The organism is Flavobacterium sp. LHD-85 (genome assembly GCF_030929595.1).
Taxonomy (GTDB): Bacteria; Bacteroidota; Bacteroidia; order Flavobacteriales; family Flavobacteriaceae; genus Flavobacterium.
In genome coordinates this window covers 1-24,536 of the sequence record NZ_JAVFVR010000009.1, presented here as the reverse complement: position 1 = coordinate 24,536, position 24,536 = coordinate 1, and the positions used below count along the sequence as shown (strand labels likewise).

Here is a 24,536-nt window from a genome sequence, read left to right as displayed (position 1 = left end):
TGAGTTGTGAAAACATAAACACATTCAATAATCTAAACTCTAAAATCTACAATCACAAATGAGTTTATCAACTACAAGTATAAGAAGACCTGTTTTAACTATAGTACTGAATCTATTAATTATATTATTCGGTTTTATTGGCTATACTTTTTTGGGCGTTAGAGAGTTCCCTTCTATCGACCCTGCTCAGGTATCTATTCGTACCAACTATACTGGTGCCAATGCCGATATTATCGAATCGCAAATTACTGAACCTCTTGAAAAAGCGGTAAATGCAATTGACGGAATTAGAAATATCACATCATCGAGCAACCAAGGAAGCAGCAATATCACGATCGAATTTAATCTAGACAAAGATCTTGAAGAAGCAGCAAATGATGTTCGTGACAAAGTTTCGCAAGCAATTAGAAATCTTCCTCAAGATATAGACGCACCGCCAGTTGTATCAAAAGCAGATGCTGATAGCGATGCTATTATTTCGATGACTGTTCAAAGTGACAGTAGAAATTCTTTAGAATTAAGTGATTACGCAGAAAATGTTATTTCTCAGCGTTTAGAAACTATTCCCGGTGTGAGTGGTGTCCAGATTTGGGGACAGAAACGTTATGCAATGCGTTTGTGGATAGATCCTGTAAAACTTACAGCGTACGGCTGCACCGTTTCTGATGTGCGTACTGCATTAAATTCTCAGAATGTTGAACTTCCATCAGGAAAATTAACAGGTAACAATACCGAACTTACTGTAAAAACTATCGGAAATCTTTCTAAGGCAGAAGAATTCAACAACATCATTATTCGAACAGACGGAGATAAGATTGTTCGTTTAAGTGATGTTGGAGGTGCTGAATTAGGTCCAGAAAATATCGAAACCAAGTTAAGCCAGTCTGGTTTGCCAATGATTGGTTTAGCAATCGTACCAATGCCTGGGGCAAACTATCTGGATATTTCGAAAGAGTTTTATAAAAAATATGAAGCCTTAAAAAAGGATCTTCCAAAAGACATCAAATTAAATATTGCGCTTGATAATACCATTTTCGTAAAAAAATCGGTATTAGAGGTTGCTGAAACATTAGGAATTTCAGTAATACTGGTAATTATCATTATCTATTTATTCTTTAGAGATTGGGCAATTGCTTTTAGGCCTTTAATTGACATTCCAGTTTCTTTAATTGCTACATTCTTCATCATGTGGTTATTTGGTTTCTCTATCAACGTATTAACATTGTTGGCAATTGTACTGGCAACAGGACTTGTGGTAGATGACGGTATTGTTGTAACCGAAAATATATTCAAAAAAGTCGAAGAAGGAATGTCGCCAATTGAGGCTGCTATTAAAGGTTCTAACGAGATTTTTTATGCCGTAATTTCGATTTCGGTAACATTGGCCGCGGTATTTTTACCCGTAATCTTCCTTGAAGGTTTCGTCGGACGATTATTTAGGGAATTTGGAGTCGTAATTGGTGCCGCAGTATTAATCTCTGCATTCGTTTCGCTGACTTTAACTCCAATGCTGAACGCTTATTTAATGAAAGGCGGGGAACAGAAAAAATCAAAATTCTATATTAAAACAGAACCTTTTTTTGAAAAAATGAACAGCAGTTATGCTGAGGCACTTTCAAAATTTATGGAAAGAAAATGGATTAGCTTCCCTATTCTTATTGCTTGTTTCGGATTGATTTATTTATTCTTTACTATTCTTCCAAAAGAAACAGCTCCTTACGATGATAGAAGTTCTGTTACTATGCGTATGACAACTCCTGAAGGATCTTCATACGAATATACAGACCGCTTTATGCAGGAAATTTCAAAATTAGTAGACGATTCTATTCCTGAGAAAAAAGTAAGTTTGGTTATTACTGCACCAGGTTTTGGAGCTTCTGCAACCAATACTGGTTTTATAAGGCTTTCATTAAAAGAACCTGACGAAAGAACTGTATCTCAAAAAGAAATCGCTGATAAATTAACAAAATGGACAAAGAATTATCCAGATGCTAAAACTGCTGTAATTCAACAGCCTACAATTGCTGTAAACAGACGTGGAGGTTTACCGATTCAATACATTATTCAAGCTCCCAATTTTGATAGATTAAGAGAAAAAATTCCTCTTTTTATGAATGAGGTAAATAAAAGTGATGTGTTTTCTACGACAGATGTAAACTTGAAATTTAATAAACCTGAAATCAATGTTACAATTGACCGTGAAAAAGCTGAAAGTCTAGGAATCTCGATTCTAGATATTGCGCAAACTTTACAACTTTCTTTAAGCGGACAGCGTTTTGGATATTTCATTAAAAACGGAAAACAATATCAAGTAATTGGACAATTTGACCAAAAAGACAGATCTAAACCTCTAGACTTGACTTCTATGTTTGTAAAAAACAGAAAAGGCGAATTGATTCAGATGGATAACGTTGTGAAAGTTTACGAGCAAAGTAATCCTCCGCAATTATTCCACAACAACCGTTACATGTCGGCAACTGTTTCGGCTGGTTTAGCTCCAGGAAAAAGTATCAGCGATGGTATTCAGGAAATGGATAGAATTAAAGCAAAAGTTTTGGATGAAAGTTTTACAACCGATTTAAGTGGAGAATCGCGAGATTTCGTAGAAAGTAGTTCTAATACTTCTTTCGCGTTCGGATTGGCTTTATTATTAATCTTCTTAATTCTTGCCGCACAATTTGAAAGTTTTATTGATCCATTTATTATCATTCTAACGGTTCCAATGGCGGTTGCTGGAGCATTATTCTCGCTTTGGCTATTCAACCAAACATGGAATATTTTTAGCCAAATTGGTACGGTAATGCTGATTGGTCTAGTAACCAAAAACGGTATTTTGATTGTAGAATTTGCCAATCAGTTGAGAGAACAAGGCAAACCTAAACTAGAGGCTATTTTAGAAGCTTCAGAAGCGCGTTTACGTCCAATTTTAATGACGAGTTTAGCTATTGCATTAGGAGCGCTTCCTATTGCAATGTCGCTTGGAGCTGCATCTACGAGTAGAATTGGTATGGGAGTTGTAATTGTGGGGGGAACTATTTTCTCATTGGCGTTAACGCTTTTTGTAATTCCTGCCATTTATTTTATGTGGTCTAAAGCAAGAAAACATTATCCTGAGTTTGACCATATTGACGAATACGAAAGAGACAGCATTAAATAGAAACCAAAAAAAAAAAACGATTTTTGGTTAAAGAAAACGAATATGAATATCAAAAAAATATACTGTATAGTCCTTACCCTTTTCCTTTGCACTTTCCAGTCAAAGGCACAGGAAGTTCTTACTATTGAGCAAGCTATGACTATAGCCTTGGACAATAATTTTGAAATTAAAATTGCTAAAAACAATTCCAAAATAAACGAAACAAACGTAACAATAGGAAATGCTGGAATGCTGCCAACAGCTACAGCATCTGTTACCGACAACAATAGTATTATGAATTCATCTCAGACACGTCAAGATGGAACATCTACTTCGTTGGATAATGCTAAAAACAATAGCTTAACTTATGGTGTTAGTTTAGGCTGGACTGTTTTTGACGGAATGAAAATGTTCGCAAAACTAGATCAGCTGAAAGAACTTCAGAAACTTGGCGATGCAGAATTAAAAAGAACCATCTTAGTCAAAATTGCTCAAGTAAATTCTGCTTATTATGATTTAGTGCAAATGCAACAGCAATTGGCGGCATTGGACACTACAATTGTAATTTCAAACCAAAGATTAACTTTGGCTAAAAACCGTTTCAGCATTGGTAAAGCTTCAAAGTTGGAGGTTTTAAACGCACAGGTTGATTTAAACTCAGACCAAGTTGCTTTATTGAGACAAAAAGAAGCCTACGCTAATGGTAAAATTTTATTGAATCAGCATTTGGCTCGCGATCCAAAAATTGATTTCAAGGTTACAGATGAAGTTAAAGTGGACAATAAATTGGTTTTGGCCGATTTAATGGATTTAGCTCAAAAACAAAATCCAGGTCTAGAAACGCAAATCATCAATAAACGTATAGCCGAATTACAGCTGAAACAAGTAAAAGCAGACCGCTATCCTACTTTAAGGCTTACTTCAGGATATAATTTTTCTGAAAGCCAATCTAGTTTAGGTTTTACCAGTGAGACTTCTTCAAGAGGTTTAAATTATGGCTTTAATGCCTCTATGAACATATTTGATGGTTTCAATCAGCATCGAAATGAAAAAGTAGCCAAATTGCAGATTGAAAATTCACAGATTGCTATCGAACAGCAAAACACGGTTTTAAACACTCAATTAAGCACCGCTTTCCAAACGTATTTAACCAATCTAGAATTAATTAATTTAGAAGAAAATAATGAGGCTATTGCAAGACAGAACTTAGAAATTACGTTGGATAAATTTAAAATCGGGACCATTACAACGCTTGATTTTAGAACTGCCCAGCTGAATTATGTAAATGCAAAAGTACGTTACAGCAATGCACAGTACGAAGCAAAATTATCTGAAATTGCTTTAAAAGAATTGGCTGGCAATATTAATTTTTAATTCACTTACCTGTAAATAATTTCAACACATAGAAACATAGTCTTAGAACTTTAAAAAAAGGCGTTTCACTTACTTAAAAAAACATAGCTATATGTCTTTATGTAAGTGAAACGCCTTTAAACATTAGCAAAACTATGATTCTATGTGTTAGAAATATTTTTATAATTTACTTCCAACAGAATATTTTTTTACTTTAAATTTGTTTCAAAACAAGCTTCAATGATTACATACAACACCAAAGACTGGTTTACGTTTATTTTTCATTTTCATAAATCGGATACTGTTCGAAAACTGTTTACGATTATGATTGCAATTGGAATCTATGCCACCATTGTATGCTATCTTGAACTTCAGTATTTTAAAGTAACCAAAAACGATTATATCCATAACATTCCAATCATGCACGGAATGCTTGGATTCGTTATTTCGCTTTTGCTTGTTTTTAGAACCAATACTGCTTATGACAGATGGTGGGAAGGCCGAAAACTTTGGGGCGGATTAGTAAACAACAGCCGTAATCTAGCCATAAAACTTTCAGCTATTTTAAAAGATGAAAATGATAGAAAGTTTTTTAGAAAATTTATTCCAATGTATGCTGATATTCTGCATCAGCATTTAAAAGATGAGGACACTAGCAAACAGCTTTTTGAAGATGTTGATCTAGAAATTGACCATCACAAACACAAGCCAAATCAGTTGAAAAGAATAATGTATCATAAAATCAATGATTTGTATGATGCAGGAAAAATAACAGGAGAGCAGCTCATTACTCTAAACGATGAATTAGTTGCTTTTACAGACGTCTGTGGCGCTTGCGAACGCATCAAGAACACTCCTATTCCCTACTCTTATAGCGCTTTTATAAAGAAATTCATCTTCTTTTACACCATGACGCTTCCGTTTGGATATTCTGTAAGTCTTGGTTATCTGGTAGCTCCTGTAGTGGTTTTCATATTTTATGTATTAGCGAGCTTAGAGCTAATTGCCGAAGAAATTGAAGATCCGTTTGGAAATGATGAAAATGATCTTCCTACAAGAAAAATATCTGAAAATATTAAAAAACATATAGAAGAACTGATTTAACAAAACGTTAAATCTGCCGTTTATATTTTTATTTTCATTAAATTTAAAGTCTTCACCTAAAATTAAATTTAATGAACAATCAAAGATTTTTAGTCAGTCCGCTTCAATTATCTCAAGAGAAATCATTAAAAACTCTTGTAGAAAACAGAACTATTTACAATTTGAATCATTGTGAATTAAATCTATTTGAAACCTACGAATCGACTCAAAAAGTTCCTTTGAAATTTAATGATCTGGTGGTCACCAGTATGCTGAGAGGCAAAAAAATCATGCATCTTTTTGATGATCCAGAATTTGTCTACCTTCCAGGCGAAACAGTCATTGTGCCTTCAAACGTGGAAATGAAAATTGATTTTCCTGAAGCTTCAAAAAGCAACCCTACACAGTGTCTGGCATTGGCTATTGATCAGGATAAAATTGCTGAAATATTAAACTTCTTAAATGAGCAATATCCTAAAGAAGGAAGCAATATGTATTGGCAGTTAAACTATCAAAATTATTTCTTTTATAATAATATCGAAATGGCAGCCACAATCAACAAACTCATAAAAGAATGCATGAGCACATCGATTACTAAAGATATTTTTGCCGATCTGACATTAAAAGAACTGCTGATTAGAATTATTCAGACGCAAACAGTAAAATCTATCGACGAAGGAAGTTTTTTAGACGCAAATAATCCAATAAAAGAAGTCACAGAATACATCAAAAAAAATCTGAAAGAAGATATAAGTTTAAAATCACTGAGCGAAAAAGCGTGTATGAGCACCACTTCTTTTTATCGTTTCTTTAAGCGCGAACTCGGAATGAGTCCGATAGAGTATATCCTGAATGAAAAAATAAAATGTGCCAAAAACCTTTTGAAGAATCCAACATTGCAAATCAACGAAGTTTGTTATTTAGCTGGCTTTGAAGATGCCAATTACTTTATCAGATTATTTAAAAAATATGAAGGGATCACACCAAAACAGTATCAGTTGCTTTATATAAATTAAAGGTGCTAAGCTACTAAGATGCTAAGGTTCTAAGTTTTTCAACCTGAAACTTGAAACTTGAAACTTGAAACAAAAATAAACTCATTCAATCCTTGTAATCGGCTCTAAATTCAGCTCTTCTTCTGGAGTGAAAATTCTGTATTCAATTTGAAATGTTTTCTTTAAAGGAGTTTCTAATGAAAAACCTCCTACTCCGAATGCATCAATTACAGTCAAAGTAAAATGAGCATGTTTCCAATATTCGAATAAATCTTTATCGACCCAAAATTCGGTGTCTTCAACAGTACCAATGCAAACATCTCCAGTTCGCTGATAATAACCGCCTTTTTCAAAACATTGCGGCTGTGTACCCTCACAGCATCCGCCCGCTTGATAAAACATGAGGTCTCCGTGTTTTTCTTTTAGAACTTTTATTAGCTCTATAGCTTTTTCTGTGGCATCAATTCGTTTAATCATCGCTTTCAAAATTAAAAAAAGCAGCAAACTCAATTAAGAATTTACTGCTTCAACATAAACCACCTATTTATGATTGTGCTATATCAAGTACAACTCTACCTTCTATTTCACCTTTTTTCATTTTGTCAAAAACATTATTAATGTCTTCCAATTTTGTAGGCGTTACAGTAGCTTTGACTTTTCCGTCAACGGCAAATTCAATCGCTTCTTTCATGTCTTTTCGAGTTCCAACAATAGAACCTCTTATAGTGATTCTATTTAAAACAGTATCGAAAATAGATAAATCAAAATTACCTGGAGGAAGTCCGTTTAATGCCATTGTACCTTTTCTTCTCAATGTTTCAAGCCCCTGCTTAAAAGCAATTGGAGAAACTGCGGTAACCAATGCCCCATGCATTCCACCGACTTCTTTCTTTAAGAATTCTCCAGGATTTTGATTTTTTGCATTCACCACCAAATCGGCACCTAATTTTTTTGCCAGTTCCAATTTATCATCTCCAATATCAATTGCCGCTACATTCATCCCCATAGCTTTTGCATATTGCACTGCAACGTGTCCTAAACCTCCAATACCAGAAATTGCAACCCATTCGCCAGGTTTCACCTCAGTTTCCTTCAATCCTTTGTAAACTGTAACGCCAGCGCATAAAATTGGAGCCATTTCTATAAAATTCACATTAGAAGGTAAAATCCCAACATATCTGGCATCTGCAATTACATACTCTGCAAATCCTCCATCCACACTATAACCGCCATTCTGCTGACTTTCGCATAAAGTTTCCCAACCTGTAATGCAGTGATCACAGCCACCGCACGCGCTATACAGCCATGGCACACCAACAGCATCTCCTTCTTTTACGTTTTTTACATCTTGCCCAACTGCAACAACATAGCCAACAGCTTCATGTCCAGGAATTAAAGGCATTTTAGGTTTAACTGGCCAATCGCCTTCTACAGCATGTAAATCGGTGTGGCACACTCCGCTTGCAATTACTTTTACAAGAATTTCATTTCTACCTGGGCGTTTTACTTCGACTTCTTCGATTTGCAGAAGAGAACCAAATTCTCTAACGACCGCAGCTTTCATTGTTTTTGGAAGCATAATTCTATTGTTTTAAGAGAATAGAAAACCTTTTTGGCTTTCTATTCTCAAGTTTATATTCTCTTTAGAAGAATCCTAATTTCTTTTTGTCATAAGAAATCAGCATATTTTTGGTTTGACGATACTGGCTCAGCATCATTTTATGGTTTTCACGACCAATTCCAGACTGCTTGTAACCTCCAAATGGAGCGCCAGCTGGATAAGAATGATATTGATTAATCCAAACACGACCTGACTGAATTGCTCTCGGAACTTGATAAATTTCGTGCGCATCTCTTGTCCAAACACCTGCACCTAAACCATACATGGTATCGTTGGCAATTTCGATAGCTTCTTCAGTAGTTTTAAAAGTGGTAACCGCTAAAACAGGCCCGAAAATCTCTTCTTGGAAAATTCTCATTTTGTTGTGACCTTTAAATAAAGTCGGTTTAATGTAATAACCGCCTTCTAAATCTCCTCCCAATTTATTTTCATCACCTCCAGTCAATACTTCTGCACCTTCTTCTTTTCCTAATTTGATATAGGACATAATTTTCTCTTTTTGAACGATTGAAGTCTGAGCACCAATCATAGTAGATTTATCTAGCGGATTTCCAGCTATAATCGCTTCAGTTCTTTCGATTACTTTTTTTATAAACTTGTCGTAAATATCTTCGTGAATTAATAATCTAGAAGGACAAGTACAGATTTCACCTTGATTTAAGGCAAATAACACCGCACCTTCTACGGCTTTGTCAAAGAAATCATCGTCGTGATCTGCTACCGAAGGGAAGAATATATTTGGTGATTTCCCGCCCAATTCTAAAGTAACTGGAATAATATTTTCTGTAGCATATTGCATTACCAAACGTCCTGTCGTGGTAGAACCAGTAAATGCTGCTTTCGAAACTTTTTTATTGGTTACTAACGGACGACCTAGTTCGGCTCCAAATCCGTTTACAATATTTAAAACTCCAGGAGGAAGAATGTCACCAATTAATTCCATTAAAACCATAATAGAAATTGGCGTGCTTTCGGCTGGTTTTAATACAATTGTATTTCCTGCCGCAAGAGCTGGAGCAATTTTCCAGACTGCCATTAAAATCGGGAAATTCCACGGAATAATCTGTGCGACAACACCTAGAGGTTCGCTTAACGCAATTGAAACCGTCTGTGAATCTAGTTCAGAAATCGCACTTTCTTCTGCACGAATTACACCTGCAAAATATCTAAAGTGATCAATTGCCAGCGGAATATCAGCAGCAAGCGTTTCACGAATTGGCTTTCCGTTGTCTACTGTTTCAACTGCTGCGATATATTCTAAATTGTCTTCAATTTTTTGTGCAATCTTATTTAGCAAAATACTTCTTTCGGTTACAGAAGTTTTTCCCCATGTTTTAAATGCTTCATAAGCAGTATCAACAGCCAATTCAAGATCTTCTTTACCAGAATGTGCTGCTTTTGTAAATACTTTTCCATCAATAGGAGAAACTACATCAAAGTATTCTCCTGTAATTGGCGCAACAAATTTTCCACCAATATAGTTATCGTATTTTGCCTTAAATTCAGGTCTTTTTACTGCAGTACTCATAATATTCTTTTTTTGATTTATTCCAAATTTAGTTTCATAAAAAGAAATAGAATAGCACTTTTCATTCATCTTGTAGCACAAAAATTACACATTCAGTTTTTTTAGACTTTTATAATAATCATTTATCAAAATTTTAATTCATAAATTGCTAAATAATTAGTAAGCAGCATTTTTCGGTCAATTAAAAACAAGTAGAAAAAACTGCTCAATTTTTTCCTACTCCAACGCGCAATCCTTATATTTGTAACCTCATACAAAGAATTAAAGAACTACAATGAAAATATCTTACAACTGGTTAAAACAATTTATTAAAACAGATTGGACATCTGAGCAGACTTCTGAATTACTAACAGATTTAGGTTTAGAGGTTGAAGTTGTCGAAAAATATGAATCAATAAAAGGAGGTTTAGCGGGCGTTGTTGTTGGGCACGTTCTAACATGCGAAAAACATCCTGATGCTGATAGATTGAAAGTTACTACAGTTAATATTGGTTTAGAAGCTCCTGTACAAATTGTATGTGGTGCTGCAAACGTGGCTGCAGGACAAAAAGTACCAGTTGCTACCATCGGAACCGTTTTATACGATAAAGAAGGTGCAGAGTTTACCATTAAAAAAGGAAAAATCCGCGGACAGGAAAGCCACGGAATGATCTGTGCTGAAGATGAATTAGGTTTGGGAACGAGCCATGACGGAATTATGGTTTTGGCAGAAGATTTAGTTCCTGGAACTCCTGCTTCTGAAGTTTTTCAAATTGCAAATGATGAGGTTTTCGAAATCGGATTAACGCCAAACCGTGCCGATGCGATGAGCCATTTCGGAACTGCACGTGATTTAAGAGCGGGAATGTTGCAACGTGGCGTAAACATAGAATTGATTACACCATCTGTAAGCAATTTTAGAGTGGATATGCGTACACTAAAAATTGATGTAAATGTAGAAGATACTCATCTAGCTCCAAGATATTGCGGTGTAACGATTTCTGGAATTTCTGTTCACGAATCTCCAAGCTGGCTGCAAGATCGCTTAAAAGCTATTGGGTTAACTCCAAAAAATAATATTGTTGACGTTACTAATTATGTATTACACGAATTAGGGCAACCTTTGCACGCTTTTGACGCCGCAAAAATCAACGGAAAAATTATTGTAAAAACGGTTGAAGAAGGAACTAAATTTGTAACTCTTGACGATGTTGAAAGAACACTTCATAAGGAGGACTTAATGATTTGCGACGAAAAAGGCCCACTATGCATTGCTGGAGTTTTTGGAGGTAAAAAATCTGGAGTTTCTGAAGGAACAACCTCTATCTTCTTAGAAAGTGCTTATTTTGACCCAGTAAGCATTCGTAAAACAGCCAAAAGACATCAATTAAGCACCGATGCTTCTTTTAGATTTGAAAGAGGAATTGATCCAACTATAACAGAATACGCTTTAAAACGTGCAGCACTTTTAATTCAAGAAGTGGCTGGTGGAAAAATCACTTCTGATGTTGTGGAGGTTTATCCTAAAAAAGTGGAAGATTTCTCTGTTTTATTGAATTTCAGCCATGTTTCTAAAATCATCGGACAGGAAATTTCGAAAGACACTATCAAAAAGATTCTTGTTTCTTTAGACATTAAAGTAAATAGCGTTTCTGATTCTGGTTTAGGTTTAACAATTCCTGCTTATCGTGTAGATGTTCAGCGTGAAATTGATGTAATCGAAGAAATCCTGAGAGTTTACGGTTACAACAACATTAATTTCTCTAAAAAATTTAATGCTACTGTAGCCAATTCACCAAGAACAGAAGATTACAAAGTACAAAACGTAATTGCTTCTCAATTGAATTCTCAAGGCTTCCAAGAAATGATGGCCAATTCGTTGACAACTGCAGCTTATGCAAAATTATCTGCTTCATTAAAAGAGGAGCATAATGTATCAATGCTGAATCCGTTGAGCAGTGACTTAGCAACACTTCGCCAGTCTTTATTGTTTTCTGGTTTAGAAGCGGTTTCATACAACATCAATAGAAAAAATTCGGATTTAAAATTATTTGAATTCGGAAAAACATATCACAAGTATTTAAACGGATACGAAGAGCATAAACACCTTTCTTTACTAGTTTCTGGGAACAGAAACAAAGAAAGCTGGACAAGTCCGCAGAAAACAACAGATTTCTTCTTATTGAAAGGATATGTGAAAGCTATTCTATCTCGTTTAGGAATTGAAAAGATTTCGAATGCACCAGTTCAATCTGATGTTTATTCTGAAGGAACTGCAATTACTTACAACAATGATGTTTTAGTTGAAATGGGTGTTATTAAAAAACCTATTTTAAAGCATTTCGGCATCAAACAAGATGTTTATTACGCAGATTTTAACTGGGATTTGGTTTTAAAAATCATTACAGGAAAAATTAAGTATACTGAAATCCCTAAATATCCGGAAGTTCGCAGAGATTTAGCTTTATTAATCGATGAAAAAACGACTTACGAAAGCATTTTCAACCTAGCGAAACAAACGGAGAAAACGCTTCTAAAAGACATTAATCTATTTGATGTTTATCAAGGCAACAAATTACCGGAAGGAAAAAAATCATATGCTTTAAGTTTTACTATTCAAGATAATACGAAAACCTTAACCGATGCTCAGATTGATAAAATCATGTCTAAATTACAGCAGACTTTTGAAACTGAACTTGGAGCAAGCTTAAGATAATTTCTTTCTTAGTTTAAATATAAAACCCGACGAGAGTTTCGTCGGGTTTTCTTTTTGTCTCAAATTATAACTTTTTGTTTCAAGTTTCAGGTTAACCGCAAGACGCAATCCTGATACTATCAGAAACGCAAAGCCCCCAAACTTCACACGTTCCTTTCTAACCCGCTTAAAAAAGAACTTACCTCTTGCGATTAAACAACATGAAACTTTAAACCTGAAACAAAAAAATATCACGCATATTTTGCATAAGCTCTTGCAAGTTTTTCATCGTATTTATTGGTTTTGTAGGCTGGACCATTGTACTTTAAAGCAAATGAAGCCCAATTTTTACCTCTTAAAAGCCCAATCAAATTGTTCTTTTCTAAAAATAATCCAAAAGCTTTGAGATGTTCGCCTTCGTTCTCATTCATTCTCGCTACATAATCATCAATACTATTATAACCAATAGAAATTGCATTAAAGCCCATAATTTGAAAAAGTCCCCAAGAAGCCGAACTATTTGCGGCATCGGCTATTCTTTTATCCTGACTAAGATTCATTCCCTTTTCTAAGCGTGTATATTCGGCCGTTCCGCCTACATAATACTTCCTGGTGTAGTTCTCAAACAAAATATCCTGTGTACTCGCACTAACATAAGTTCTCGGATTGATATTTCTTTTCTCCAGCTCATTCCAAAAAATATGTCCTTCAAACAAAATCTTTGGACGTCCATCGATCAAAAAGCCTTTTCCGTTGCTTTCAACTTCATTTACGGCTTTCACAACAGCGAGTTCCAAATTAAACTGATTTGAAAAATCTATTAAATCCTGCTCTGACAACAATTTATTATTTACCAAGAAACCGTTGTTGTTTTTCTGTAAAAGCGCCGACCATGTTTTTAGCCCCACTACTCCATCAACCACAAGATTATTGTTTAACTGAAAATCTTTGATGGCTTTATCTGTTTCTGCCCCGAAATAATCGGAAACAATTACACTGTAATTCAATTTGGACAAAAGCTCGTTTAAATAATAAACTTCAGGAGATTTTGCGCCTGCTTTTATGGTTCTCATTATTTTTTGTTTATAGTGATAATTGATGCTTTAGAAAAATCAAAAACATCATTTTTAGAACCTGTTAGATTATCATTCTTATCAAAATAATTGACTTGATATGAAATCAAAGTATTATTGTTCGTTGTATTTTTTATAATAAAATTGAACAATATAGGTGTCGAGAATTCAGATTTTAAACGTTCAATAGCAAATTTACTTCCCGTTTCCTGAACTATTAATTCAATTGTTATACGCGCCGTTGCGGCCGTCTGACTTTTAATCTGAACTTGAACATACCTATTGTAAGAAGTTGATTGTGAAACAACTTGACTAAACTCAGAACTGATATTTTCTATGTTTTCAAAATCAAAAAATACATTCTTCAATTCGCCCGAAGAACTTGGATTCAATGCCGTAAAATCCAAAAATTTCGTATCGTTGCTAATTAACTGCGGATAATTCTTAAAGAACAAACTGTTCAAATAAGTTGCATTTTGATTGTAAAGCAACAAAATAGAATTGAGCTTGCAGTTTGAAATAGACTGATTGTTGATTTTAATTTTCTTTGTCGGATTATCAATCAAACTTTCTACAATCTCTCCAATAGTTTGTTCAAGATTGAGCTCAATAACACTCGCGTCTTTTATCTCTTTATACTTAAAATTAATGTTAGCATATTGCGAAATTGTGTTGTTTAAAGCATTGATTAAAATACTGGCTTCAGACAAATTTTCGGTCGAGAGATCAAAAATATAATGCTTCCCATCTGCCGTAATTGATGCTTGCTGAAGAAAGCAATTGCCATTTACCTCAAATTCAGCCCCCACATCATTTGGAAACAAAAACTGAACCTTATCAAAATAATCGGCCGCATCACCATCAATAAAATTATTTTGCAACAAAGCAATTTTCAACTTCGCAAGATCATAACTGGAAAGATTCGGACGGACAGCAAATTGAAAAGAAATTTTTGAAATTTCTTCAGATGTCCCCGCACCTTCTTCATAAGCATGAAAAATAGTAGTAACACAAGGCCTCATATTATCTAAATCTTTGGAAAGGCTGTAGATTTTAGAAATCAGCAAAAATGTATTTGGCTGAACCATTGACTTATAAATCGATAATTTGCTAAAATTGTATCCCGAAACGAATATCTGTTTAAACTCCGAAAAATCTTCATTTAAATTGAAAGGATTATTGAAAAATGGCCCTTCGTTATTCCAATATAAACTTGTCTGAACATTCGGCACACGAGGATAATTTACCGTTTTATTGATTTTAAGCAGAAAAGTACTTTTTACGTATTCTTCCTGAACCTCTGCTTCTATGTCGTTATCTCTTCTAATTCCAGAAATTACCATTTTTGGTGCGACAGTTCCCGTTCTAGCAGTTTTTACCATTAACGGACTTGCTATAAGCGTTGCTTTTGGCTCTAATGCTGTTTTGGCTATTACATCCTTCTTGGTGATAATTGGGTTTCTTAAAATCGCTATATCTTTCGCAAACAAAAAATTACGTTTCACTTTAGAATATCCTTTAAAATCAAAGAACAAATCAACATTGCACATCAAATCGGTTATTTTGGAAACTAAGTTCGAAAAGGCAATTTTTACAGCTTCATCGAGTAAGTCAAACTGAATTTCCTGAGTCGCGGTATTTACAATTCCATTGACCCGAACAACATCATTTTTTACTTTTAAATTCAAAACAGCTTGCCTCAAATTCAAAACAATACTTTTCTGATTGGCTTGCAATGGTCTGTTTTTGATGCTGTATTTTAAAGTGACTCTTCCCATAAATCCGTCTTCATCTGCAGATTTGTTTGGTACTTCCTCATAATAAAAAAGCGTTCCGTTGTTTGGCTCTATTTCTACTTGAGGAAAAAATAAAGTGATTTCATTCTTAAAATAATCCTTAAAGGAATCATTCTCTGTAATGGCCTTATCTCCTTCTATCAATGGAAAATAACTCTCAATAATTGGTAAAATTAAAATCGGCTGAATATCTATGGAATGAATAATAGGATGCTCGATCACCTTAAATTCAGCATTATTTAAAAGTGTCGCCGTTGTAAATGCTGTGCTGGGTTTAGCCGGCTCAAGATTGAATCGATTTACAGGAACCAATTTGGTTCCGTCGAGCTTAAATGTATTTAAATCTGGCATGGTGTTTAGGTTTTAATGAGTGATGACTTAAGAAACAAAAGGGACATTACGTCCCTTTTGTAAAATGTCTCAAAAAAATTATTCCATAAATGGAGCTCTGATTTTCTCGATATCGGCATTTTGAGCCGCAGTTCCCGTCGGAATTTCAAATAAAACATCGCCTTCCTGATAATCAAGTTTGATGTAATCTGTAGAAACTGAAACTTTTTTAGATTTCTTACCGATCTTACCATTGCAAGTATATTTCACTTTATATTCTGTAGGTTTTACAGTATAATCTGCTTCATACCAAGCTCTATAAGGAATAGCGTCTTCAAAATTATTAACTGTAAACTTGTACTTTTTAGAGGTCATTTTATCCGCTTTTAAAGTAACTTCAAGAGTATCACAATCATAAAGCGCTTCTGTAGAAAGTGTATAATTGATCATGTTCTGAATTGGAAGCGGAACAAATATTTTAGTTCCTTCAAATTCATATTCTCTTGTCGTGTCTTTTAACTTGATTCTCTTGTCTTTTTCGTACATTACTTCTTGTCTAACTTTAACTTTAGAAGAACCATTGTTTTTTACGAAATCAAATACAAAAGCATTTTTTTCTTTCGATTTATCATTCCAAGTTGCAGGGAAAATCGCATCGATTTCTTTACCAGATTTACTAGTATTTTTTACATATGGAGTTCCTTCGGGAGCAATCATTCTGCCAGAACTTTTCCAGATTATCTTGCCTTTAGAATCTGGATATCCAACTTCAATAGAGACTTGGCTCACCGGATTATCATTCACAATATCACTGTCTTTATCCAGTTTAACTAAACCACCGTTTAATGACGCAATTACCTGCACTTTTGAAAAATCTTCATCCAATTGGATTTCGGTAATATAATTTTTCAAATCTGCTTTTGCTTCAGCACCAGATTTCAGAGTCAAAGGCGTAAGATTTCCGCTGATTTTAGAATCTAAAACTTCGACCGCAGAAAATTTGATTTCGTCTGCAAAGTCAGTTTTTCTAATTTGACTTCCATGTTTTAAGCTTACTCCTACACTTGCACCGCCAAACAATATTCTGAAAAGCCCTCCTGACTTTTCTGGAGCCGAAGCAGGTGTAAATTGCTTATCTGCGACATCAAAAATCTGTTTCTGCAACAACTGAAAAGCAAAATCTCTTTGTTTGGTAAAAAGTGCTTCTTCAACTTTTTTTCTTTCTTCATTAGAAAACTGATTATCAGTAATAATTTCACTTACAATACCACCTTGAGTAATGATTTTTTCATATTCACTTTCCCAGTCCACATTAACAAATCCAACGCTTACATCTGCTTTTGCCGAAAAATAACTATGTACTTTTTGCGCCCTAACTTCTGTTCTTATAGTTGTTGTTGGCATGTAGCCTTTGTATTTGATTTTGTTTTCGACTACCAAATTATTAGAACCAGATTCTAATGCATTTTTCACCAATGAAGCGCTGTTACGCCCCATAAGCACAGAAAGCGCATTGTCTCCTAATCCAAATGTAGTTCCTGCTCCTTCTCCCTGAATGTTAAACGTCCAAGGATTTGCTCCTCCAAAAGGATTATTAGGCGATTTTTCGCCCACTACGTGCATACTTATCGTATTCTCTGTTAACTGAATAGGTCTAACATTGGTTTCGTTAAAATCGCGATCGACACCTTTTAAATAAGAGAATAATCCAAACAATTTTGATTGTCTTTGATTATTATAACTAGTGTGCAATTTTGTTTTTAATTTGTCGATTGCTTTTTTCAATAACGCTTCAGGCAAGTCTATTGTACTGGTCAAGGTAGTATATGCTCCTGCTTCTTCTTCTAATCCTTCTGCTCCAATTACGGTTGAAGAATCTCCTTCTGATTTGAAAACTTGCATCGCAAATTTAAATCTTCCATCTGGGTGTTTCGCTAGACGTGGTGCTTTTGGATAATAGTAAAACTGCATTGGCAGACCTGCATCTCTTAATAACATATTATTAGGATCTGGTGAAAAAAGCACTGCATAATCTGCTCCATCTTCTTTTTCTAAAAGAATTTCTACTGTTCCGGCTCCTGCATGAGGATAGCCTAGAGGTGTTGGTTGTGACATAATTTAAAATTTTTAATAATTATTTAATAGGTTACATTTTTGATTGCCCGTTTTTACCTTAAAACTGACGATGTAAAATTCTATTTTTACAAATTATTATGTAACAGCCATTTAACCCATTTTTTTAAATAATTTTACCCAAACAAAAAAGGGTATATTTCCCCTTGCTGGAATTTTTAGTTTCAAATAATTTTGTCTCGTACAACAGCTCAAAAAACTGTTAACTAAACATTTAACCAATTAATAAATAAAAAACTATGAAAAATCCACCCGCAAAACCGAGTCAGTTAATCACTAAAGAATTTGCAAGACAATTAAATGTGAATTACAACAATAAGAGAGCTTCTCTTACGGCAAAAAGAGAGCAAAAAGAAGATGCCAATGCTATCTGGTACTCTTTAGAAGAATTGGAAAACTATATTCATTATATTAGAACTAATGGCGCAAAAGACGGTTATAATGTAGACGGAATCCGTTTCTATTTCGGAGTTTATCCAGATGATGAAGCCCATGGAGAAAAAGCCGGATTAACTACTTTATTTCTAGTTCCTACAGGCAAAAAAGCAAAAAGCAGCACTGAACAAGTTCAAAGTTTTGCTTTAATGCAAGAAACCTCTTCTGACATTCAGAGCATTGAACCAATGAATTACGGAAACATCGGAAGACCGCCAAGCTTATTATACTAGAAAAATTATGTTCGAATTTTTAAGATCTTATATCATTTATATAGCTTTATTGTCAGGAACTATTGGTTTGTTTGCACTGCCAAAACTTCCTGGTAATAAAGCTAAATTTTTAGTAATTTTAATCTGGTTTTCTATTGTAGTTGAAATTGTTGGCTATCACTTTACCAAATGGACTGGTTTGCTCAATTTTCATGTCTACAATTTTTATATGTTTGCCAGCCTCTCTGCCTATATTTTACTTTTAAGAGCCCTGCTTACCAAAAAAGATCACAGAATTTCGGCTGTCCTTTTTCTGATTTTGTTTATCGTTTCCTTTTTCTTAAATATTTTATATTTCAAAGAAGACATAAACCGTTCGTACACATATAGTTTTGCAATTGGTGTATTATTAATTTTAATATTATCCTGCCTATATCTTATTGAAATTTTCAATTCGGAAAAAATACTGAATTTCAAAAAATCGGTGTTTTTCTGGTATATACTCGGGATACTCGCTTTTCATGTTCCCTTTACACCTTTTATGCTGGCTATCAATTGGTTTCTAATAAAACAGGACGATTCTATATTTAGTTTAGTCGTGTTCATTTTAAATTTTCTGGCGCATAGCTGTTTTATAATTGGATTCATATGGAGCGAAAAGAAATACAATTATTAGTTATTTCCTTAGGTATAGTTTTCTTTACCTTAATCGTTATTGTGCTAGTTATTTTCTTTTATTTTTTAAAGAAAAGAAACAAATTTTTAGTCGAAAAAATGGAAGCAGACTTGTACTTCCAATCTGAACTGGTCAAAACAAGAATCGAAATAAAAGATCAGACTTTATGCGAAATAAGTAAAGAATTGCATGATAATATCGGACAGATTATTTCGGTAGCCATTATGCAGCTTAATATCTGCATTAGCAGTAAAAATGTTCAAATAAACGAACTTAAAGATCTAAAAGCTGTTTTGGCTAAATCATTAGACGAACTACGTATTCTATCGCGCATTATAAGCAAAGATAATCTGCTGCAAAATAACTTTCTTGAAGCAATTCAACAGGATTTAGAAAGAATTAAAAAGCTTAAAAAAATCAAATTCAATTTTAAGCAAATTGGACCCGCTCCAATAATAAATGAAGAACACGAACTAATTATTTATAGAATTTTTCAAGAGGCGCTTCACAATAGTCTGAAACATTCTAGAAGTGATTTATTTGATGTTTATATCGAAACTACCGATTCTCTTTTTACTTTAAATTTAAAAGATTTCGGAATTGGTTATGACCTAAAAAAGTCGAATTCAGGAATCGGATTAAATAATATGAAATTGCGAGCCAAACTTATTGGCGCAAAGCTAACTCTACATTCAGACAGCACCGGAACCAGTGTAACTATCGAATATCCTTTAACCCAAGATCATGAAAACTAACCTTAAAAGAAAACTAATAATTGTAGATGACCATTTACTTTTTTCTCAGTCGCTCGAACTCTTAATTAAAAGCTTTGGCGAGTATGACGTTATAGAACGCTTTGAAAACGGAAAAGCCTTTATAGATTATCTGGAAGAAAATAACTCCTCTGATATTGATCTTATTTTGCTCGATGTTAATATGCCTGTCCTTGATGGATTAAGTACTATGAAATGGCTCAAAGACAACAGACCCGATCTTAAAGTAATTGCTTTGTCTGTAAATGACGATGAAGAAATCATTATTAAGATGATCACAAATGGCGCAAAAGGCTATTTGCTGAAAGATACATCGCCTGAGATTTTTAAAGAAGCAATTGAATGCGTCGTCGAAAAGGGTTTTTATTTTACCGAACTTGTTTCTGGAATGCTCATCAATAAAGTCAACAGCGACAACAAAAAGATCTGTTTAAAAGAAAAAGAGATTGTTTTTATTAAACACGCCTGCACTGAAATGACATACAAAGAAATCGCATCAGAAATGTGCTTAAGTCCTAAAACCATTGATGGCTACAGAGAATCACTTTTTGATAAACTGGAAATAAAAACCCGAATCGGACTAGTACTTTATGCCATTAAGCATAAAATTGTTTTTGTTTAATACGTTAAAGCTGCAAAAACAGGATATGCTGCAATTTTTTCTCTTCCGTTAAGAAAAGTCAGTTCCATTAAAAAATTACACTGCACAATTTCACCACCAAGCTTCTCCACCAATTCACAAACTGCTTTTGCAGTTCCGCCAGTTGCAAGCACATCATCATGAATTAAAACACGATCACCTTTTTTAATGGCATCGGTATGCATTTCTAAACTATCAGTGCCATATTCTAACTCATAAGAAGCCGAAATTGTATCAAACGGAAGCTTTTTGGGTTTCCTTACTGGAACAAATCCAGCATTTAATTCTTGAGCCAATAACATTCCGAAGAAAAAACCGCGAGATTCGGCGCCGACAACCTTGTCTATTTTTTGATTTTCTAAAGAGTTCACCAAAATTCTTAAGCAATTTGTTCGCGCTTCAGGGTTAATTAGCAAAGGTGTGATATCTTTAAACAAAATTCCTTCTTTTGGAAATCCCTGAATATCACGTATATAATTTTCTATCTTCATTTTTTTTAAATTTTCTGTTATTTTTTGCTTGTATATGTCACTTTTATGTCTATCTTTGCACCCGCAATAAGCAATCAACAAAGCTACAAAAAAATAGCTAATTGATAACAAAAAGGCCTCGTGGCGCAACTGAATAGCGCATCTGATTACGGCTCAGAAGGTTACAGGTTTGAATCCTGTCGAGGTCACTACTCGGGACAAAAGAAAAATATCATCTTTTGTCCCGTTTTTTTTTGCCCGTAACCTGTTGTTTACCAAATAGATGCAGTTGACCATTTCATTGATCCGGGCGGTGCGGATTTTCTTTTCTTGAAATGTGAAATTTTCGGGATAAATTAAACCAATCATCTCCCTGGAATCAGCTAAAGTCCCATTTTCAAAGGTCTCGCCGAGTTTTATAAGGTTTTCCAGTCCTGAGTTCGTTAACTGCTCTATATTGGCCCTGTCATCCTCTACATTTCCGATCTCTTTTTCCAGCTTGCTTATAACAGCATTGTACTCCGCTTTCATGAGATTATAATCTTCGGGATCTATTTTCTCTGTAACCAGCAAATTTCTGGCAACTGATAATTTCTTTTCATAAACTGCAATCTGCTCAAGGGATTTCTTTTTTTCATTGGCGACCATGCCTGTATGCTCTCTGTAGGCTTCAAGCAGAACTGCCGTGTATAATTTCTTTACTTCTGCTAATGGTTTTAATTTATTCAAATGTTCTTTAAATATTTTATTAACCACCTCTGAATTTATTCTCCATCTGCAATCTTTATCACAGTGATAATAGTAATAATATTTACTCCTTCCTTTGCATTTGCTTCCCGTTAACTTCTGACCGCACTGTGGGCAGAGAAAAAAGCCCCGCAGGGGAAAGTTCTCAATAGTCTTAATTTTAGGTCTGTATGTACGTGCTTTACTGTCAAGTACATCCTGCACCCGATAAAACAATCCCTCGCTTACAATCGCATCATGCTGTCCTGCAACCCACTTTTCTTCTTCGTCCTTGTATTTGGGAACAACTATTTTTCCGCAGTAAAGCGGATTTCTAAGAATTACCCACAGGTTGCTCTTAGATAGGACAAGCCCTTTATCTTTGGCCATCTGATAAATAGATTCGGTACTGAAGACATTTCTTGCAACCTGTTCGAATATCCAAATAAGTTTTGCTGCTTTTTCCGGTACAATGGCAATATATTTCTTTCCATCCTCAGTAACCTTATTTGCATATCCATAAGGCGCCATCCCCATATGCCTCCCCTCCTTCTTCCCGCGCCTAAGACCTTGAAAAGTATTTAATGCCCTGCGGTCATTTTCAACCTCGGGTGCAGCCAGATAAAATGCAAGCATCATTTTATTCTCCGGAACGCTTAGATCAAGGGGCTGTTCTATAGCCTGCGGCTCTACACCCAATTTTCTTAAAACATTGATCATTTGGTAAGCATCACCCGCATTACGGCTGAACCTGTCCCACTTCATAAAAAGAACCAGATTAATTTTATTTTTATGTTTCTTCACATCAGCCAGAAATTTTTTCCATTGAGGTCTGTTAAAGGTCTTGGCTGAATGATCTTCATATATTACATTGCGTATCTGTATATGATTTATACTGCAATATTTACTCAGCATTTCCTCCTGACTGCGCTGTGAGAAGCCTTTTTCTGCCTGCTCGTCCGTACTTACACGAATATAAAGGTCTGCTATCCTGCTCATTTTGTTTTATTTAAATATTTCAACACGGCGATATTAGCGATTATTCTTAAGAAATGCAAGATTTCCTCTGCCTGCTCAAGAGTAACATCCATTCCTTCCGATCTAAGCATTTGTAAAGCTTTTTCCGGCGTCAACTTTGAACTACTGTAGTCAATATCTCTTTCCATAATTACACTTTTAAAATTTATAAAAAAGTAATTTAAATTAAAAGTGCTTAAATCTTATTGATCATCATGGTTTGTCCTTGAGAGGAAGCCTGTTTCTCTCTTACATCTTGTACCTCAGGTATATTCTAAAAAATGCTCACAAACTCACTTCTTAATGCAATTGGAATAGCCGCACAAAAAAAATATATTTATCAATACAGGATTGATTAAAAAAAATGGTCAGTATAACTTAATACTGACCATTTTTAGAAAAACTTTAATTTTTAATTACGATTTTCATCCTAATCATCAGTTTCAACGGCAAGTTCAATAACATGATGAACAAGGAAAGCATCTATCAGGGAAAGTGCATAATCATGATCAATGGGCAGCATTTCTGGCTTTAGCAGGATTTCATCAATATAATTCTCTGCATCCCATAGCTTTCTAACTAGATCGGGATTTTTCGGTTCAATTCTGCTCAAAACTTTCTCAAAAACCACATTAGCCGTTCTTATAAACTCTAATCTGTACTCGCCAACAAGTGGTAATGCAGAAATTTGTACAGGTGTCTTTTTCATCTTCTCCTTCTTTGGTTTACTATTTTGATTTTTATCTGATACTTTTTCGGATTGTGTTAAGCGATAATCATGACCATCAGATTCATGACCATCTACTTGATCAAAAACTGTTTCAAAGATATCCAGTTTAAGATCGTCATCGAAAGCAAAGCCGTTCTCGCGCTGTTGTGCCGAGATATAAATATCCCATTCCATAACACTGATCTTATGCATATTTCTAAACAGCAGTTCTGATAGTTTCAATGCCGAAGAAGAAGCATCCTGCATTTCGGTCCATTTTATAAATCCAGCTAAATTTGCAATATAATGCTGAGCTTTCATTAGAGTAAAATTGTCTTCATCGATATCAAAATCGAGAATAAGAGCATCTATATCAAAATACTTTGGCGTATATTGATAAATTTCACGGCCATAATCGGCATCGAAATAAGGCTTTTGTGTTTTAAAATCTTTGTAAAGATTTTTTGATTGCAGTTTGAAGTACTCAATAGTTTCCATAATACATTCCTTTTTAACACCGGCTGTACTATCCTGAGTTTTGCGTTCGTAATCTTGTTTGGATAATAAGCAGGCAGGTTTGCATTATTAAACTATTGGCTGATAAAATCTTTGCACGAACGGGCATGCTTGCCAACAAGCATAAGCAAATATAACAATAAATATAATAGTTGCAATAGATAAGTTATTTTTAATTAACGCTTTACATAATTTATTACCTGAAGGAGATTGAATAAATTCATCTTTACAAGATTTATCCTTTGTATAAAACATACAACAAACGGGGATATATTGATTTAATTACCAATAAAACAGGCAGAAAATTTATTCTAAATTGAAATAACCTTTTATTTTTGCATACTCAATTTAACAATATAAAAAACATGAAAGATTTAGTAGCAAAAATCAATGCGGAAATCGAAACATTTAAAGCAGAATCAGATTATTTAATTGAAAAAGGCGTGAAAGCCGCTGGAGCCAGAGCTCGTAAATCGACCTTAGAAATTGAGAAACTTCTAAAAGAGTTTAGAAAAGTTTCCATTGAAAATCAGAAGAAGTAAATTATCACAAGCTGTTTTTTAGAATCTTTGATAATCAATTAATTACAGAGATACTCTAAAAAACAGCTTTTCATAATAATATACTAAGCTAGTCCCTT

At 34.4% G+C, this 24,536-nt stretch carries 20 protein-coding genes and 1 tRNA gene; 11 read left to right on the top strand and 10 right to left on the bottom strand.

Annotated features, from left to right (window positions below):
• Window positions 1-58: 58 nt before the first annotated feature.
• The 4 genes from RB618_RS15325 to RB618_RS15310 all read left to right on the top strand — a co-directional run bounded on the left by RB618_RS15325 (window position 59) and on the right by RB618_RS15310 (window position 6,588).
• The gene (locus RB618_RS15325) at window positions 59-3,157 is read left to right on the top strand and encodes an efflux RND transporter permease subunit (protein WP_308069544.1); all 3,099 of its coding nucleotides are present in this window, start codon (window positions 59-61) and stop codon (window positions 3,155-3,157) included.
• 42 nt (window positions 3,158-3,199) lie between these two features.
• Window positions 3,200-4,510, top strand: a complete 1,311-nt coding sequence (locus tag RB618_RS15320) for a TolC family protein (protein WP_308069543.1) — start codon at window positions 3,200-3,202, stop codon at window positions 4,508-4,510.
• 219 nt (window positions 4,511-4,729) lie between these two features.
• The gene (locus RB618_RS15315; RefSeq protein WP_308069542.1) at window positions 4,730-5,593 is read left to right on the top strand and encodes a bestrophin family ion channel; all 864 of its coding nucleotides are present in this window, start codon (window positions 4,730-4,732) and stop codon (window positions 5,591-5,593) included.
• A 71-nt stretch (window positions 5,594-5,664) separates the two neighbouring features.
• The gene (locus tag RB618_RS15310; RefSeq protein WP_308069541.1) at window positions 5,665-6,588 is read left to right on the top strand and encodes an AraC family transcriptional regulator; all 924 of its coding nucleotides are present in this window, start codon (window positions 5,665-5,667) and stop codon (window positions 6,586-6,588) included.
• A gap of 81 nt (window positions 6,589-6,669) precedes the next feature.
• Here the strand turns inward: RB618_RS15310 and RB618_RS15305 are convergent, their stop codons facing one another.
• The 3 genes from RB618_RS15305 to RB618_RS15295 all read right to left on the bottom strand — a co-directional run bounded on the left by RB618_RS15305 (window position 6,670) and on the right by RB618_RS15295 (window position 9,716).
• Complete coding sequence (locus tag RB618_RS15305) at window positions 6,670-7,044, bottom strand: DUF779 domain-containing protein (RefSeq protein ID WP_308069540.1); 375 nt, start codon at window positions 7,042-7,044, stop codon at window positions 6,670-6,672.
• A 67-nt stretch (window positions 7,045-7,111) separates the two neighbouring features.
• Entirely contained in the window at window positions 7,112-8,146 is a 1,035-nt protein-coding gene (adhP, locus tag RB618_RS15300) for an alcohol dehydrogenase AdhP (protein WP_111424831.1), read from the bottom strand.
• 64 nt (window positions 8,147-8,210) lie between these two features.
• The gene (locus RB618_RS15295; RefSeq protein WP_308069539.1) at window positions 8,211-9,716 is read right to left on the bottom strand and encodes an aldehyde dehydrogenase family protein; all 1,506 of its coding nucleotides are present in this window, start codon (window positions 9,714-9,716) and stop codon (window positions 8,211-8,213) included.
• A gap of 274 nt (window positions 9,717-9,990) precedes the next feature.
• Here RB618_RS15295 and pheT point away from each other — a divergent pair, with 274 nt between their 5' ends.
• Complete coding sequence (gene pheT / locus RB618_RS15290) at window positions 9,991-12,411, top strand: phenylalanine--tRNA ligase subunit beta (protein ID WP_308069538.1); 2,421 nt, start codon at window positions 9,991-9,993, stop codon at window positions 12,409-12,411.
• A gap of 230 nt (window positions 12,412-12,641) precedes the next feature.
• Here pheT and RB618_RS15285 read toward each other — a convergent pair whose 3' ends face one another.
• From RB618_RS15285 to RB618_RS15275, 3 genes are all read right to left on the bottom strand, one after another.
• Window positions 12,642-13,463 carry an N-acetylmuramidase family protein gene (locus tag RB618_RS15285; protein WP_308069537.1) on the bottom strand — a complete coding sequence of 274 codons (822 nt, stop codon included), beginning with the start codon at window positions 13,461-13,463 and terminating at the stop codon, window positions 12,642-12,644.
• Window positions 13,463-15,610 (bottom strand): hypothetical protein, encoded by a 2,148-nt coding sequence (locus tag RB618_RS15280; protein ID WP_308069536.1) that lies wholly within the window; start codon window positions 15,608-15,610, stop codon window positions 13,463-13,465. Before RB618_RS15280 ends, RB618_RS15285 begins: the two co-directional genes overlap by 1 nt.
• Before the next feature lie 78 nt (window positions 15,611-15,688).
• Window positions 15,689-17,704 (bottom strand): hypothetical protein, encoded by a 2,016-nt coding sequence (locus tag RB618_RS15275; protein WP_308069535.1) that lies wholly within the window; start codon window positions 17,702-17,704, stop codon window positions 15,689-15,691.
• A 257-nt stretch (window positions 17,705-17,961) separates the two neighbouring features.
• Between RB618_RS15275 and RB618_RS15270 the strand changes: the two genes are divergently transcribed.
• The 4 genes from RB618_RS15270 (at window position 17,962) to RB618_RS15255 (ending at window position 20,440) form a co-directional block, all read left to right on the top strand.
• Window positions 17,962-18,390 (top strand): hypothetical protein, encoded by a 429-nt coding sequence (locus tag RB618_RS15270; RefSeq protein WP_308069534.1) that lies wholly within the window; start codon window positions 17,962-17,964, stop codon window positions 18,388-18,390.
• A gap of 7 nt (window positions 18,391-18,397) precedes the next feature.
• Window positions 18,398-19,045, top strand: a complete 648-nt coding sequence (locus RB618_RS15265) for a hypothetical protein (protein WP_308069533.1) — start codon at window positions 18,398-18,400, stop codon at window positions 19,043-19,045.
• A gap of 98 nt (window positions 19,046-19,143) precedes the next feature.
• Entirely contained in the window at window positions 19,144-19,800 is a 657-nt protein-coding gene (locus tag RB618_RS15260; RefSeq protein ID WP_308069532.1) for an ATP-binding protein, read from the top strand.
• A complete protein-coding gene (locus tag RB618_RS15255) occupies window positions 19,790-20,440 on the top strand; it encodes a response regulator transcription factor (protein WP_308069531.1) in 651 nt (216 codons plus the stop codon). The genes RB618_RS15260 and RB618_RS15255 overlap by 11 nt, the downstream gene beginning before the upstream one ends.
• Here RB618_RS15255 and RB618_RS15250 read toward each other — a convergent pair.
• A complete protein-coding gene (locus tag RB618_RS15250) occupies window positions 20,437-20,949 on the bottom strand; it encodes an adenine phosphoribosyltransferase (RefSeq protein ID WP_274256635.1) in 513 nt (170 codons plus the stop codon). The two genes, RB618_RS15255 and RB618_RS15250, sit on opposite strands and share 4 nt — an antisense overlap.
• Before the next feature lie 114 nt (window positions 20,950-21,063).
• On the opposite strand from RB618_RS15250, the gene RB618_RS15245 reads away from it, so the two are divergent.
• A tRNA-Arg gene (locus tag RB618_RS15245) sits at window positions 21,064-21,137 on the top strand.
• Here RB618_RS15245 and RB618_RS15240 read toward each other — a convergent pair.
• The 3 genes from RB618_RS15240 to RB618_RS15230 all read right to left on the bottom strand — a co-directional run bounded on the left by RB618_RS15240 (window position 21,103) and on the right by RB618_RS15230 (window position 23,878).
• A complete protein-coding gene (locus tag RB618_RS15240) occupies window positions 21,103-22,653 on the bottom strand; it encodes a recombinase family protein (RefSeq protein ID WP_308069530.1) in 1,551 nt (516 codons plus the stop codon). The genes RB618_RS15245 and RB618_RS15240 overlap by 35 nt on opposite strands.
• Complete coding sequence (locus tag RB618_RS15235) at window positions 22,650-22,820, bottom strand: hypothetical protein (RefSeq protein WP_308069529.1); 171 nt, start codon at window positions 22,818-22,820, stop codon at window positions 22,650-22,652. The genes RB618_RS15240 and RB618_RS15235 overlap by 4 nt, the downstream gene beginning before the upstream one ends.
• A 281-nt stretch (window positions 22,821-23,101) precedes the next feature.
• Window positions 23,102-23,878, bottom strand: a complete 777-nt coding sequence (locus tag RB618_RS15230) for a hypothetical protein (RefSeq protein ID WP_308069528.1) — start codon at window positions 23,876-23,878, stop codon at window positions 23,102-23,104.
• A gap of 383 nt (window positions 23,879-24,261) precedes the next feature.
• Here RB618_RS15230 and RB618_RS15225 point away from each other — a divergent pair, with 383 nt between their 5' ends.
• Window positions 24,262-24,438 (top strand): histone H1, encoded by a 177-nt coding sequence (locus tag RB618_RS15225; protein WP_308069527.1) that lies wholly within the window; start codon window positions 24,262-24,264, stop codon window positions 24,436-24,438.
• The last annotated feature ends 98 nt before the right edge of the window (window positions 24,439-24,536 follow it).

What these genes read in the sequence shown, in the direction of transcription:
- RB618_RS15325 (WP_308069544.1), top strand. Translation starts at nt 59, where the DNA reads ATGAGTTTATCAACTACAAGTATAAGAAGACCTGTTTTAACTATAGTA.
- RB618_RS15320 (WP_308069543.1), top strand. Translation starts at nt 3,200, where the DNA reads ATGAATATCAAAAAAATATACTGTATAGTCCTTACCCTTTTCCTTTGC.
- RB618_RS15315 (WP_308069542.1), top strand. Translation starts at nt 4,730, where the DNA reads ATGATTACATACAACACCAAAGACTGGTTTACGTTTATTTTTCATTTT.
- RB618_RS15310 (WP_308069541.1), top strand. Translation starts at nt 5,665, where the DNA reads ATGAACAATCAAAGATTTTTAGTCAGTCCGCTTCAATTATCTCAAGAG.
- RB618_RS15305 (WP_308069540.1), bottom strand. Translation starts at nt 7,044, where the DNA reads ATGATTAAACGAATTGATGCCACAGAAAAAGCTATAGAGCTAATAAAA.
- adhP (WP_111424831.1), bottom strand. Translation starts at nt 8,146, where the DNA reads ATGCTTCCAAAAACAATGAAAGCTGCGGTCGTTAGAGAATTTGGTTCT.
- RB618_RS15295 (WP_308069539.1), bottom strand. Translation starts at nt 9,716, where the DNA reads ATGAGTACTGCAGTAAAAAGACCTGAATTTAAGGCAAAATACGATAAC.
- pheT (WP_308069538.1), top strand. Translation starts at nt 9,991, where the DNA reads ATGAAAATATCTTACAACTGGTTAAAACAATTTATTAAAACAGATTGG.
- RB618_RS15285 (WP_308069537.1), bottom strand. Translation starts at nt 13,463, where the DNA reads ATGAGAACCATAAAAGCAGGCGCAAAATCTCCTGAAGTTTATTATTTA.
- RB618_RS15280 (WP_308069536.1), bottom strand. Translation starts at nt 15,610, where the DNA reads ATGCCAGATTTAAATACATTTAAGCTCGACGGAACCAAATTGGTTCCT.
- RB618_RS15275 (WP_308069535.1), bottom strand. Translation starts at nt 17,704, where the DNA reads ATGTCACAACCAACACCTCTAGGCTATCCTCATGCAGGAGCCGGAACA.
- RB618_RS15270 (WP_308069534.1), top strand. Translation starts at nt 17,962, where the DNA reads ATGAAAAATCCACCCGCAAAACCGAGTCAGTTAATCACTAAAGAATTT.
- RB618_RS15265 (WP_308069533.1), top strand. Translation starts at nt 18,398, where the DNA reads ATGTTCGAATTTTTAAGATCTTATATCATTTATATAGCTTTATTGTCA.
- RB618_RS15260 (WP_308069532.1), top strand. Translation starts at nt 19,144, where the DNA reads ATGGAAGCAGACTTGTACTTCCAATCTGAACTGGTCAAAACAAGAATC.
- RB618_RS15255 (WP_308069531.1), top strand. Translation starts at nt 19,790, where the DNA reads ATGAAAACTAACCTTAAAAGAAAACTAATAATTGTAGATGACCATTTA.
- RB618_RS15250 (WP_274256635.1), bottom strand. Translation starts at nt 20,949, where the DNA reads ATGAAGATAGAAAATTATATACGTGATATTCAGGGATTTCCAAAAGAA.
- RB618_RS15240 (WP_308069530.1), bottom strand. Translation starts at nt 22,653, where the DNA reads ATGAGCAGGATAGCAGACCTTTATATTCGTGTAAGTACGGACGAGCAG.
- RB618_RS15235 (WP_308069529.1), bottom strand. Translation starts at nt 22,820, where the DNA reads ATGGAAAGAGATATTGACTACAGTAGTTCAAAGTTGACGCCGGAAAAA.
- RB618_RS15230 (WP_308069528.1), bottom strand. Translation starts at nt 23,878, where the DNA reads ATGGAAACTATTGAGTACTTCAAACTGCAATCAAAAAATCTTTACAAA.
- RB618_RS15225 (WP_308069527.1), top strand. Translation starts at nt 24,262, where the DNA reads ATGAAAGATTTAGTAGCAAAAATCAATGCGGAAATCGAAACATTTAAA.